10 protein-coding genes are annotated in these 13,483 nt (G+C 71.0%); 5 read left to right on the top strand and 5 right to left on the bottom strand.

The features are described from left to right. Positions 1 to 299: 299 nt before the first annotated feature. The 3 genes from OG707_RS29440 to OG707_RS29450 are packed head-to-tail and all read left to right on the top strand — an operon-like array spanning position 300 to position 6,446. On the top strand, positions 300 to 1,832 hold the full coding sequence (locus OG707_RS29440) for a glycosyl hydrolase family 28 protein (protein ID WP_329123561.1): 1,533 nt from the start codon (positions 300 to 302) through the stop codon (positions 1,830 to 1,832). Beyond that, positions 1,829 to 5,161 carry an alginate lyase family protein gene (locus OG707_RS29445; protein ID WP_329123562.1) on the top strand — a complete coding sequence of 1,111 codons (3,333 nt, stop codon included), beginning with the start codon at positions 1,829 to 1,831 and terminating at the stop codon, positions 5,159 to 5,161. The genes OG707_RS29440 and OG707_RS29445 overlap by 4 nt, the downstream gene beginning before the upstream one ends. Before the next feature lie 25 nt (positions 5,162 to 5,186). After that, positions 5,187 to 6,446, top strand: a complete 1,260-nt coding sequence (locus OG707_RS29450; protein ID WP_329123564.1) for an alginate lyase family protein — start codon at positions 5,187 to 5,189, stop codon at positions 6,444 to 6,446. Between the two features lie 9 nt (positions 6,447 to 6,455). Here the strand turns inward: OG707_RS29450 and OG707_RS29455 are convergent, their stop codons facing one another. Next, on the bottom strand, positions 6,456 to 7,514 hold the full coding sequence (locus OG707_RS29455) for a LacI family DNA-binding transcriptional regulator (protein WP_329123566.1): 1,059 nt from the start codon (positions 7,512 to 7,514) through the stop codon (positions 6,456 to 6,458). A gap of 286 nt (positions 7,515 to 7,800) precedes the next feature. On the opposite strand from OG707_RS29455, the gene OG707_RS29460 reads away from it, so the two are divergent. Next, positions 7,801 to 8,787, top strand: a complete 987-nt coding sequence (locus tag OG707_RS29460) for a hydroxyacid dehydrogenase (protein WP_329128039.1) — start codon at positions 7,801 to 7,803, stop codon at positions 8,785 to 8,787. A gap of 9 nt (positions 8,788 to 8,796) precedes the next feature. Here the strand turns inward: OG707_RS29460 and OG707_RS29465 are convergent, their stop codons facing one another. The 4 genes from OG707_RS29465 to OG707_RS29480 form a co-directional block, all read right to left on the bottom strand. Beyond that, positions 8,797 to 9,573, bottom strand: coding sequence for an SDR family NAD(P)-dependent oxidoreductase (locus OG707_RS29465; RefSeq protein ID WP_329123568.1), 777 nt, complete (start codon positions 9,571 to 9,573; stop codon positions 8,797 to 8,799). Between the two features lie 12 nt (positions 9,574 to 9,585). Next, positions 9,586 to 10,752 carry a serine hydrolase domain-containing protein gene (locus tag OG707_RS29470; protein ID WP_329123570.1) on the bottom strand — a complete coding sequence of 389 codons (1,167 nt, stop codon included), beginning with the start codon at positions 10,750 to 10,752 and terminating at the stop codon, positions 9,586 to 9,588. Positions 10,753 to 10,873: 121 nt separating this feature from the next. After that, positions 10,874 to 11,566 carry a glycerophosphodiester phosphodiesterase gene (locus tag OG707_RS29475; protein ID WP_329123573.1) on the bottom strand — a complete coding sequence of 231 codons (693 nt, stop codon included), beginning with the start codon at positions 11,564 to 11,566 and terminating at the stop codon, positions 10,874 to 10,876. Between the two features lie 22 nt (positions 11,567 to 11,588). Further along, a complete protein-coding gene (locus OG707_RS29480) occupies positions 11,589 to 12,620 on the bottom strand; it encodes an adenosine deaminase (protein WP_329123574.1) in 1,032 nt (343 codons plus the stop codon). Between the two features lie 108 nt (positions 12,621 to 12,728). Between OG707_RS29480 and OG707_RS29485 the strand changes: the two genes are divergently transcribed. Next, positions 12,729 to 13,442, top strand: coding sequence for a DUF4190 domain-containing protein (locus OG707_RS29485; protein ID WP_329123576.1), 714 nt, complete (start codon positions 12,729 to 12,731; stop codon positions 13,440 to 13,442). Positions 13,443 to 13,483 lie beyond the last annotated feature (41 nt).

Below are 13,483 nucleotides of genomic sequence, written 5' to 3' on the forward strand. Positions count from 1 at the left end.
ACCGTGATCCTTCGGGAGTACTGGCGGGTGGTCAACGCGCAACATATAGAAACCGGTTGGCGTGGACGCTAGGCCCATCAGGGAGTCCCTAGCAAGGGGAGATGACGAAATTGTTTCGCCTGCCGTGAGTCGTTCGGCCTGTCGGACGCCTGGGCGGCGTTGCAGGTGATGTGCCGCCGGGGGCGCACGGCTTTCGCGTAATGCTGTCCGATCTCTTGACGCGTGCGACGGAACAGGAAGATGCTCTGCCGCATTGCCCGACAACCGGTTGCTGCCCTCGCCCTCGCAAGGAGCCTTCCATGAGCGTGCCCCAGAACCCCACCCGCCGTAGAACCCTCCAGGCCGCAGGCGCGACCGTCCTCGCCGCGGGCCTGTCGGGACTCACCGCACGTACCGCCGCCGCCGAGCCGGCCGGCGGCCATCACACCCCCGTACCGAAGCTGGTCACCTACCCCCGCCCCTCCACCATGCCGACCAACACCAGCTTCAAGGTGCGCGTCCGCTCCGTGCCCGACGGCGAGTGGCAGACCCTCGACATCTGGCGGCCCCAGCTGGAGGAGATCAACGCCGACACGGGCTCCGGCAAGGTCTACAACTCATCGATGGTGTACTTCGACTTCCGCGGCCCCGTCGAGCTGGAGATCATCTACGTTCCCGGCGGCACCACCAAGGCCCGCGTACGCCCCGACGCGCTGGGCATCACGCCCGAACTCCTCGGCGACACCATGCGGTTCACCCTCGAGACGCCGAAGGACATTGTCGTCCAGGTCAACGACCTGGTCTTCGACTGCCTGCACATCATCACCAACCGGGTCGACCCGCACCCGCCGGCCGCCGACGACCCCGACGTCATCTACTTCGGCCCCGGCGAGCACACCGTCCCCGGCAACGTCCTCACCGTCCCCAGCGGCAAGACCGTCCATCTCGCGGGCGGCGCGGTCCTCAAAGCGCAGGTCTTCTTCAAGAACGTCGAAAAGGCGGCCCTGACCGGCCACGGCATGCTCAACGCAGGACCCGGCGGAATCCTCTGCGAGGGCAGCAAGAACATCCGCGTACGCGACGTCATCATCATGAACCCGAACGGATACGCGGGCACGTTCGGGATGAGCGAGAACGTCCACGTCACCAAGGCCCGCTCCTTCAGCTCGAAGGGCAACGGCGACGGCTTCGACGTCTTCTCCTCCACCGACATCACCTTCGACGGCTGCTTCATGCGCAACTCCGACGACTGCTTCGCCATCTACTGCCACCGCTGGGACTACTACGGCGACACCCGCGACATCACCATCAAGAACTGCACCCTGTGGGCGGACGTCGCGCACCCCATCAACGTGGGCACGCACGGCAACAGCGACAACCCCGAGACGATCGAGAACCTCGTCATCCAGAACCTCGACATCCTCGACCACCGCGAGCCGCAGCTGAACTACCAGGGCTGCATCGCCCTGAACGTCGGCGACTCCAACCTCCTCAAGACCGTCCGGATCGAGGACATCCGGATCGAGGACTTCCGCTGGGGCCAGGTCATCTACATGAAGGTCATGTACAACACGAAGTACAACACCTCGGTCGGGCGCGGCATCAGCGACGTCTACGTCAAGAACCTCAGCTACACCGGCACCCACGCCCAGCCGTCGCTGTTCCTCGGCTACGACGCCGACCACGCCATCGACGGCGTCACCTTCGAGAACCTCGTCATCAACGGCACGGTCGTCGCCGACACGATGAAGAAGCCCACCTGGTACTACACGACCGACACCGTCCAGTGGTACGCCAACGAGCACGTCACCCACCTGAAGTTCCTCACCACCGCCGAGGCGGCCGCACTGTGACACCGCCCCTCGGCCGCCGCGCCCTGCTCCAGTCCTCCACGGCGCTGCTGCTCGCCGCGGGCACGAACAGCCTGTTCGTGCCCGCGGCGCGGGCCGCCCAACAGGCCGACTCCGAGGGCGAGTTCACCTTCTCCCACCCCGGCCTCCTGCACACCGCCGCCGACCTCGCCCGGATGAGGACCGCCGTCGCCGCGCAGGAGTCCCCGGTGTACGACGGCTACCTCGCGCTCGCCGCCCACGCCCGCTCCTCGGCGGCGTACCCCGTGCAGAACACCGGGCAGATCACCTCCTGGGGCCGCGGCCCCTCCAACTTCATGTCCCAGGCCGTCGCCGACTCGGCCGCCGCGTACCAGAACGCCCTCATGTGGTGCATCACCGGCGAGCGCGCCCACGCCGACAAAGCCCGCGACCTCCTCAACGCCTGGTCCGCCTCGCTCACCGCGATCACCGGCGCCGACGGCCCGCTCGGCGCGGGACTCCAGGCGTTCAAGTTCGTCAACGCCGCCGAACTCCTGCGCCACACCGGCTACGACGGCTGGGCGGACGCCGACGTCGCGCGCTGCGAGGAGTCGTTCCTGCGCGTCTGGTACCCGGCCGTCTCCGGCTACATGCTCTACGCCAACGGCAACTGGGACCTCACCGCCGTCCAGACCGTCCTGGCCATCGGCGTCTTCTGCGAACAGCGCACCCTCTTCGAGGACGCCCTGCGCTACGCCGCCGCCGGAGCGGGCGACGGCAGCGTGCCCCACCGCATCGTCACCGACGCAGGTCAGGGCCAGGAGTCGGGCCGCGACCAGGGCCACGAACAGCTCGCCGTCGGCCTGCTCACCGACGCCGCCCAGGTCGCCTGGGCCCAGGGGGTCGACCTCTACGGCCACCTGGACAACAGGATCCTCGCCAACGTCGAGTACGCCGCCCGCTACAACCTCGGCGGCGACGTCCCCTTCGTCCCCGACCTCGACCGCACCGGCAAGTACATCAAGACCGCCGTCTCCGCGACCTCGCGCGGCTCCATACCGCCGGTCTACGAGATGGCCTACGCGCACTACGCCGGAGTCCGCGGACTCGAAGCCCCCGCCACCCGGCAGCTCCTCTTCCGGGGCGCGGACGGCGCCCGTGCCGTCGAGGGCAGCAACGACGACCTGCCCTCCTTCGGGACGCTGGCCTACGCGGGCGCCGTCCGCGCCCCGGCCGCCCCCACCGCCCCCGCCGGGCTCTCGGCCACCGGCACCCGCGACGCGGTCACCGTGTCCTGGCTGCCGACTGCCTGGGCGGACACGTACACGGTGTGGCGCGCATCCGACCCCCAAGGGCCGTACGAGCGGCTGGAGTCGGGCGTCGAGGGGACCTCGTACGCCGACCGCTCGGTGCGCGCGGGCCGCACGTACCACTACACGGTCTCGGCGGTGAACTCCCTCTCGCAGAGCCCGAGTTCGGCCGTCATCAGTGCCGGTGCGGGTCTCCCCGGGCGCTGGGAATCGCACAACGTCGGCGACGTGCGCCGCGAGGGCGCGGCCCTCTTCGACGGGGAGCGGTTCGTCCTGGAGGCGGGTGGCGCGGACATCGGGTCCACCTCCGACGCCTTCCGCTTCGTCCATCTGCCGTTGCACGGCGACGGCACCGTCACCGCTCGCCTCGTCCAGCCGCTCAGCTCCCAGTACTCCAAGGCCGGAGTCATGATCCGCGGCTCCCTCGCGGCCGGCGCCCCGCACGCCTCGATGCTGATCCAGGGGCTGCCGCTGCACACCTGGAGCGGAGTGTGGACGGTGCGTTCCGCTCCGTCGGCGGCGACCACGGGCAGTGGTTCCACACCCGTACCGCCCGCGCAGCAGCAGGCGATCACCACCGCCGCCTCGTTCCCGATCTCCGACCTCGGTACGCTTCCCGGCTCGGCGACCCCGCTGAGCGCGCCGTACGTCGAAGGCGCGGGCGACGGCTACCGGCTGCGCGCCCCGTACTGGGTGCGCGTCACCCGCAAGGGATCCCGGTTCACCGGGGAGATCTCGCCGGACGGCGTGTACTGGACCCAAGTGGGCTCCACCGAGGTCGAGTTGGGCCGCTCGGTGTACGCGGGACTCGCCTTCACCTCCTGCCTGGGCGTCGATCAGGCCTACGCGGAGACGGGCACGGCCGCCTTCGACAATGTCATCGTCACCGGCTGGAGCGCGGGCCGCCCCTTCCGTACCGCCTCCGATCTGACCGCCGTCACCGGCGCCGACGCCGTCGAACTGGCCTGGACCGACCCCGACCCCTCCGCCCGCTACACCCTGCTCCGCGCCACCCGCCCGGACGGCCCGTACCGCACGCTCGCCACCGGAATCGGCCCGGTCGGCCTCGGTACGCGGCTGCGGTACGCGGACGCCACCGGGACCCCCGGGGAGACGTACCACTACACCGTCGCGAAGACCAACACCGTTGGCAGCGGCCCGCGTTCACGGTCCGCGGCCGCGCCCATGCCGACGCCCGCCGCACCCCTCCTCACCTCGCACGGCACCGCGTACGCGAACACCGGCGACGCCTTCCGCCATCAGCTGCGCGCCTCCCACGAGCCCGTACGCTTCACCGCGAGCGGCCTGCCGCGCGGTCTGCGGTTGAACCGGCGCACCGGACTGATCTCCGGGACACCCGCCGAGACCGGAACCTTCCCCGTCACCACCACGGCCGGCAACGCGGCCGGTGACGCCACCGGCGCGCTCGCCCTCACCGTTGGTGCGCCGCCACCCGCCCCCTGGACGTACGGCGACCTCGGCGACCCGGCCGCCGACGAGCGGACGCTCGGCACGCTCGGCGTCGTCGCGATACGGACGCCGGGATCGACCTCGTACGAGAACGGCACGTTCACCGTGCGCGGGGCGGGCGTCGATCTGAACACCAACGGCCAGGCGATGACAGGGCAGTTCGTACGCCGCCCCGTCACCGGCGACTGCGAGCTCACCGCCCGCCTCGTCTCCCGTACCGGCGCACCCGCCGACCGGGTCGGCCTGCTGATGGCCAAGTCCCTGTCCCCGTTCGACCAGGCGGCCGGCGTCATCGTCGCGGGCGGAACCGCCGCTCAGCTCATGCTGCGTACCAAAGTCGCGGGTGCATCCGCCTTCACGGGCAGCGCCACGGTAGCGGCCCCCTGCCTCCTGCGGCTGCGGCGCACCGGGGCGGCCTTCACCGCGTACGTCTCCGCCGACGACGGCGCCACCTGGACCCAGGTCGCCGCAGGTGAGATCCCCGGCTTCGGAGACGCCCCCTACGACGTGGGCCTGGTGGTCTGCTCCCGCAGCCCCCTGACCCTCGCCACCACCGTGTTCGGCGAGGTGACCGTCACCCCGCTCCCGTAATCCCCCCACCGAAGGAGCCCGGTCCATGAATCAACCGTCCCCCCACCCCACCCACCGCAAAACCGTGCTGAGCCGCCGCGGTCTGCTGAAGACCGCCGGCGGTCTCACCGCCGCACTCGCGGCGGGCTCGGCCACCACCGCGCTGACCTCCGCCACCGCCGACGCGGCACCCACCACCTGGACCCACCCCGGCATGCTGCACAACGCGGGCGACATCAACCGGGCGAAGGTGCGCGTCGCCGCGGGCACCGAGCCCTGGCTGTCCGGCTGGAACGTCCTCACCGCCAACGCGCACTCCGCGTCCACCTGGACCCCCAGCCCCAAGGAGACCGTGATCCGCGGTGGCACCGGAGAGAACTACGCCTCGCTCTACAACGACATCGCCGCCGCGTACCAGAACGCGCTGCGCTGGAAGGTCGCGGGCACCGAGGCCAACGCCCAGTGCGCCGCCACGATCCTCAACGCCTGGTCCTCGACGCTGACTTCGGTCACCGGCAACGCCGACCGTTTCCTCGCCGCAGGCATCTACGGCTGGGAGTTCGCCAACGCCGCCGAGCTGATGCGCGACTACGACGGCTTCGACCTCGCCGCCTTCCAGACGATGATGACCAACGTCTTCTACCCGCTCAACAACCAGTTCCTCACCGGCCACAACGACGCCTGCATCACCAACTACTGGGCCAACTGGGACCTGTGCAACATGGCGTCGATCATGGCCATCGGCATCCTCTGCGAGGACAGCGCCAAGTACGACCAGGCCGTCACCTACTTCAAGTCCGGTGCGGGCAACGGCGCGCTGGCCAAGGCCGTCCCCTTCCTCTACACCGACGACGACGACGGCTACGCACTCGGCCAGTGGCAGGAGTCGGGCCGCGACCAGGGCCACACCATGATGGGCATGGGCCAGATCGGCGCGATCTGCGAGATGGCCTGGAACCAGGGCGACGACCTCTACTCCTACGACGACCGCCGCGTCATGAAGGCCGCCCAGTACGTCGCCAAGTACAACCTCGGAAACGACGTCCCCTACACCACCTACAGCTGGGGCACCGGACAGAACTGCGCCTACAGCGAGCAGACCGTCATCTCGTCCGCCTCGCGCGGCCAGGTGCGCCCGGTCTGGGCGCTGCTGCACTTCCACTACAACCGGCGGCTGAACCTGGACGACAAGTACATCTCGCAGATGTACTACTCGCTCGCCCCCGAGGGCGGCGGCGGCAACTACGGCTCCACCAGCGGTGGTTACGACCAGCTCGGCTTCGGCACGCTGATGTACGCGAAGTAGCCGGTCGTCTCACCCGGTGAAGCGCGCCGTGGACTCCCGTACGACCACATGCGTGCCGAGCAGCAGATGCTCCGCCCCGCCGTCCGCATCCCGGTTCAGGGCTGTCCGGACGGCGAGGCGGCCCAGCTCCTCGTACGGGACGTGCACCGTGGTCAGCGGCGGGTGCAGATCGCGGGTGAAGGCGATGTCGTCGTACCCGGCGAGCGACACGTCACCGGGGACCGAGAGCCCCGCCTCGTGCAGCGCGGTGAGCGCGCCCGCCGCCACCATGTCCGTCGTCGCGAACACCGCGCTGAACTCCAGCCCGCGCTCGATGGCTTGGCGCATCAGCCGGTGGCCGCTGTCGCGGGTGAAGTCGCCGGGCAGCCGCAGTGCCGGGTCGGGCTCGATGCCCACGGCCCGGTGCGCGGAGGTGTAGCCGCGCTCGCGGCCCTGCAGGGTGGTGTTGTCGGGGGCGCCGCCGAGGAGCAGGATGCGGCGGTGGCCCTGGCCGAGGAGGTACGCGCACAGGGCGTGGGCGCCGCCCTCGTTGTCGTACTCGATGACGGTCGCGGGCACCTTCTCCGCCAGCGGGGGGCGCCCGCACAGTACGAGCCGGGAGCCGGAGGAGTGCAGGGCGTGCGCGGTGCGGGCCGTGCGCTCCTCGTAGCTCGGGGTGGAGTGCGCGCCGCCTACCAGGATCACGGCCGCGGCCCGCTGGGCGCGCATCATCTCCGTGAAGGCGAGCTGCTCGTCGGCATCCCCGTCGGTGCTGCACACCAGGCAGAGGTGGCCCATCTTGCGGGCCTCGCGCTCCACACCCTGTGCCATCTGCGCGAACGAGGGCCCGGTGATGTCGTCGAGGACGAAGGCCAGCGTCGGAGTGCCCGCGCCCGCCACCGCCTTCGCGCGCGCGTCCGCCACGTAGTCGAGGGCGTCCACCGCCCGCATGACGCGGGAGCGGGTCGCCGCGCTCACCGGGTACTCGCCGCCGAGCACCCGCGACACGGTGGACGCGGACACCCCGGCGCGGGCTGCGACGTCGCGGATCGTGTGCCGGCCCTGAACGTCGGCGGTCTTCCTGGTCATCCGCGCTGATCCTTCCACCCCACGGGCGGTGCCACAAGGCGCAGCAACCGGTTCCCGAAACGGGAGGCTAGCAGTGCCCTGCAGCCGGGTGGAAGAGCAGTGCGGTCAGGACCTCCCGGAAGCGTGTCCGCAGCCGCAACTATCGCCCCTCTCCCGTTCGTTGACCGCGCCGGGTGAGGGGTTCTAGCGTAGGAACCGGTTTCTATACCTGCTGTGCGAGCCGACCCGGAAGGCCCCTCCCTTGTCCGATCCCCAGTCCGGCGACCGCCCGAAAGCGCTGTTCGCCATGGGCGCCGCCACCCTGCCGTACGCCTTCCCGCCCCCGGTGATGGCCAGGCTGCGTACGGCCGTCGACATCGACCCCGGTCTGCTGGCGGAGAACTTCACGGACCCCCGGGTGCGCGAGGAGCTGGCCCGCACCGAGATCCTCGTCACCGGCTGGGGCTGCCCGCCGCTCGACGACTCCGTACTCGCCGCAGCGCCCCGGCTCCGCGCGGTGCTGCATGCGGCAGGATCGGTCAAGACCCTGATCACCGAGGCCTGTTGGCGGCGCGGGCTGCTGGTCTCCTCGGCCGCGGCGGCCAATGCGCTGCCGGTCGCCGAGTACACCCTCGGCATGATTCTCCTCGCGGGGAAGGACCTCTTCGCCCAGCGCGAGAGCTACCGCACGGCCCGCACGTTCGAACTCGGCGGGATCGTCCCCTCCATCGGCAACTTCGGCCGTCGCATCGGCATCGTCGGCGCCTCGCGCATCGGCCGCCGCGTCATCGAGCTCCTGCGCCCCTTCGACTTCGAGGTCTCGCTCACCGATCCGTACGTGGACGAGGCGCAGGCCGCGGCGCTCGGCGTACGACTGCGCGGTCTGTACGGGGCGGACGGGCTGCTCGCCACCAGTGACATCGTCACCGTGCACGCCCCGGAGACCCCGGAGACCCACCGGCTGATCGGCCGCCGGGAGCTGGCGCTGATGCCCGACGGGGCGGTCCTGATCAACACCGCACGCGGCAGTCTCGTCGACACCGAGGCGCTGGCCGACGAGGCGCGGACGGGCCGTGTCCGCGCGATTCTCGACGTCACCGACCCCGAACCGCTGCCCGCCCTGTCCCCGCTCTACGACCTCCCCGACATCTACCTCACCCCTCATGTCGCGGGCTCGCAGGGCAATGAGATCGCCCGACTCGGCCTGGCCGTGGCCGCGGAGGCGGAGCGCCTCGCGGCGGGGCTGCCGCTGGCGCACGCCGTCGATCACGCGGCCCTGGAGCGGGCCGCGTGATCGGGGGGCTCAGGTGACGGAGAACCCGCCGTCCGCGAAGAGCGTCTGCCCGGTGACGTAGCAGGCGGCGTCGCTCGCCAGGAACACCGCCGCTCCGCCGAAGTCCTCGGGCTCGCCGTTGCGGCCGGTCATCGTGCGGGCCGCCAGGGCCTTCGGGCGGTCCGGGTCGGAGAAGACCGGCTCCGTGAGCGGGGTGTGGACGAAGCCGGGGCCGATCGCGTTGACGCAGACGCCGTGCCGCGACCAGGCCTCCGCCTGGGAGCGGGTCAGCGCGCAGATCGCCGCCTTGGAGACGCCGTACGCGCCACTGTTGCCGAAGGCGCGGATCGACTGCTGCGAGGCCAGGTGGATGATCCGGCCCCAGCCGCGCGCCGCCATGGCCGGACCGAACCGCTGGCCCAGGAGGAACGGGGCGGTGAGGTTGACCTCCAGGGTGGCGTCCCAGACGTCCTCGCCGAGGTCGTCGAGCGGCGGCCGGGGGTTGATGCCCGCCGAGGTGACGAGGATGTCGGGGGCGCCGAAGCGCGACTCCATCTCGTCGGCGGCGGCGTGGAGTTCGGTGCGCGAGCCGAGGTCGGCGGTGATCCAGGAGACGTCGGCGGGCTTCAGCTCGTCCGCGGCCGCCCGGAGCCGGTCCTCGTTGCGGGCCAGGAGGACCACCCGGGCGCCGGCCCCCGCCAGCGCCCGTGCGATGCCCAGGCCGATGCCCGAGCTCCCGCCGGTGATCAGTGCCGTACGGCCGTCGAGGCCGAACGTGCGCTCCAGGAAAGTCGATCGTGTGTCCATGAACGCAGCATGTCAGGAGGGGTCCGGGGCTCCGAAGGCGGCCACCACGATCTTCATGGCGGTCGCGTTCATGCCGTCGCCCTTCGCGTCCGTCCCGTTCACGCTGTAGACGAGGGTCGTCGAGAGGTCGCGGGTCGCCGCGATCGCCGCGAGATAGCCGTAGCGGCTGCCCGTCTTGCCCCAGACCTGGCGCCCGCCGAGGTTCAGCGCGGAGAGCCCGGCGCTGTACTCGGCCGTGCCCTTCTTCAGCTTCGGCAGCGTGAACATCTCCTCCAGCACCGGCCCGCGCACCACCTGCCCGCGGAACAGGGCCTTGGTGAAGTGCTCCAGATCGGCGGTGGTGGAGATGAGGTCGCCCGCGGCCCAGGACCCCGTCTGACCCCAGACCGTCACATCACGCAGCTCGGTCGTGCCGTCGGCGTGCTCGTACGCCTGGTAGCCGTGGTTGTGCGGGCCGCTGATGCCGGTGTCGGCGCCGGGGAGCGAAGTGCCGTGCAGGCCGAGGGGGTTGATGATGCGGCGGGTGACCTGGTTCTCGTACGAGTCGTGGGTGATCCGCTCGATGAGCAGGCCCGCCACGGTGTAGCCGATGTTGTCGTAACTCTGCTGGGTGCCGGGCCTGAAGAGCGGCTTCTGGGACGTCGCGGAGGTCACCTGCTGCTGCGGCGAGTAGACGTCGAAGCGGTGCTGGTACACCTCCTCGGGCGTGCCGTCCACGCCGCCGGACGACGGCAGACCGCTGGTGTGGTTGAGCAACTGCCGTACGGTGACGTGCTTGTACGCCGCCGGGATCAGGTCCGGGAGGTAGTCGCGGACCGGGCGGTCCAGGGAGAGCCGGTGCTCGGAGGCGAGCTGGAGGACCACGGCGGCGGTGAAGACCTTGGTGACGGAGCCGGCGCGGAAGCGCCCGTTCGGGTCGGCGGGCTTCCCGGAGGCGAGGTCGTGTACGCCTGAACTCCCGCGCCAGCTCCCGTCTCTGCCTCCGATCCGTACGAGCGCGGCCGTCGCGTCCGCGCTCGGGAGCCCGGCGATCGCCGCGCGCAGGGCCGCCGCGTCCGGAGCGGTGTGCTGCGCGGAGACCGCTGCGGGGGAGTCGGCGAGGGCGGGCGCGGCCGTGCCGGCCGCCAGGCCGAGGACGACGGTGGCGGCGAGCAGGACATTGCGGGTGCGGGCGTTCATCGGTGACTCACTCCGGAGGTGGACGGCTGTGGTGCGGACATGAGCCATCCTGCTGAGGCCGGAGCGCTTGCGGATCATCCGTGGGGTCGGCCCCGGCCCGGATGATCACCGGGGGCAACCCCTAGGGTTCGCGGGGCAGTTGGGTCAGGGGTGCCAGTACGTCGACGCGGTTGCTGGTGATCGAGTCGACGCCGCGCTCGATCAGCCGGCGCATCGTCCGCTTCGTGTCGGCGGTCCACGCCGAGACCAGCAGCCCGTCGTGGTGGACGCGGTCGCAGAGGTCCGAAGTGACCAGTCCGAAGCGGTAGTTGAGCCAGCGCGGCTTCACCGCGTCCACGAGTGCGGGGCGCGGCGGGGCGACGGTCGTCCAGGTCATGGCGATCTCGGCGGCGGGGTCGGCGGCGCGGACCATCAGCATCGTCGCCGCACCCGCGCAGTAGTACGCGCGCTCCGCCGCGCCGTGCTCGTGGACGGCGCCGACCACGGCGCGTACCGCCTTCGCGTCCGCACCGGGGAGGTCGATCATGAGGCGGTGGCCGTCCGTGGCGGCCAGGGCCTCCTCGAAGGTGGGGACGCCGCCGCCCGTCAGCCCGCGCACCTCGGCGGCGGAGAGCCGGCCGAGCGGACGGTCGTGGCCCCAGAGGCGTTGAAGGGTCTCGTCGTGGAGCAGGACGGGGACGCCGTCACGGGTGAGGCGGACGTCGATCTCGACCGCGCCCGCTCCCCTCCCCAGCGCCGAACGCAGGGAGGGGAGGGTGTTCTCACGGACGCGGTACGGGTCGCCGCGGTGGCCTACGGCAGTGACGGTGCGCATGCGCCCATTGTGCGGGTCTGTCTTACTTGGCGAGCCAGTTCGCGGTGTACGTGTCGATCTCCGCGGCCAGCTTCGCCTTGCCCGCCTCGTCGAGGAAGGACGCCTCGACGGCGTTCTTCGCCAGCGCGGCCAGGCCCTGCTCGTCGAGGCCGAGGAGGCGGGCGGCGACCAGGTACTCGTTGTTGAGGTCGGTGCCGAACATGGGCGGGTCGTCGCTGTTGATGGTGACCAGTACGCCGGCGTCGACCATCTGCTTGAGCGGGTGCTCGTCGAGGGTCTCGACCACGCGGGTCGCGATGTTGGAGGTCGGGCATACCTCCAGCGCGATGCGGTTCTCGGCGAGGTGCGCCAGGAGCTTGGGGTCCTGGACGGCGCTGGTGCCGTGGCCGATGCGCTCGGCGCCGAGGTGGGTGAGCGCGTCCCAGATCGTCTCGGGGCCCGTCGCCTCGCCCGCGTGCGGCACGGAGTGCAGTCCGGCGGCGATCGCGCGGTCGAAGTACGGCTTGAACTGCGGGCGCGGTACGCCGATCTCGGGCCCGCCGAGCCCGAAGGAGACCAGGCCCTCGGGGTGCAGCTCGACAGCCATACGGGCCGTCTCCTCGGCGGAGACGATGCCTGCCTCGCCGGGGATGTCGAAGCACCAGCGCAGGATGACGCCCAGTTCGTCCTCGGCCGCCTTGCGGGCGTCCTCGATCGCCTCCATGAAGGCCTTCTCGGGGATGCCGCGGCGGGTCGAGGAGTACGGGGTGATGGTGAGCTCCGCGTACCGGATGTTCTGGCGGGCCATGTCGCGGGCGACCTCGAAGGTCAGCAGCCGGACGTCCTCGGGGGTGCGGACCAGGTCCACGACGGAGAGATAGACCTGGATGAAGTGCGCGAAGTCGGTGAACGTGAAGTAGTCGGCGAGCGCCTCGGGGTCGGTGGGGACCTGGGAGTCGGGGTGGCGCGCGGCCAGCTCGGCAACGATGCGGGGGGAGGCCGACCCGACGTGATGCACATGCAGCTCTGCCTTGGGCAGGCCTGCGATGAAAGGGTGCAGGTCGTGGTCGGTCATCGGGTCCTCCGGGATGCGGTGGGTGCTGGTGTTCGGGGATCATCGTAGGCGGGGGCTCGGCCTGCGACCGCAGGACCTAGCATGTCGATCCGAGGATGGGGGAGGCCCATGTCAGACAATGCGCAGCAGCCACCGGGGGATCAGGATCCCCCCAGGGACCCCTGGGCTCCTCCGGAGCGGAAGGTTCCGCTGGAGAAGCCGCAGGCGCCCACGGGCAGTCCCGTGCACGACCAGCAGACGGTCTCGGCGATGCCGGGAGTGCCCGAGGCGGGGCAGGGCCCGCAGGGTCCCGGCCCCGGACAGGGCCCGGGGCAACCGCAGCCCGGCGCCGTACCGCCGCCGCCGACGGGTCCCAACGGACCCGGGCAGCCGCAGTCGCCCGCCGGCTACGGATACCCGTCGTACCCGAGCGCACCCCAGGCCCCGGGCGCCTACCCGGGCTCCGGCTATCCCGGATACCCGGGATACGCGGGCCAGGGCGGCTGGAACACGATGCAGCAGGCGCCGATGAACGGCTTCGGCATCGCGGGGATGGTGCTCGGCATCATCTCCGTGGTGATCTTCTGCGCCTGGGGGATCGGGATCATCCTGGGCATCCTCGCGCTGATCTTCGGAATCCTCGGCCGCAAGCGGGCCAACCGGGGCGAGGCGAACAACGGCGGGATGGCGCTGGCGGGGATCATCCTCGGGAGCATCGGGATCGTGATCGGCGCGGTGGTCCTGGGCTTCATCATCTGGGCGATCGCGACGGACGCGGACTCGGACGACGACCCGTTCAGCGACACGTACCAGACGTCCATCTCCCTGACGCTGACCCGATAGAGGACCGGGGGCCCTGTTCCGTCAGGGCCCCCGCCCGCAGC

The sequence above is a fragment of the Streptomyces sp. NBC_01465 genome (genome assembly GCF_036227325.1).
Lineage (GTDB): Bacteria > Actinomycetota > Actinomycetes > Streptomycetales > Streptomycetaceae > Streptomyces.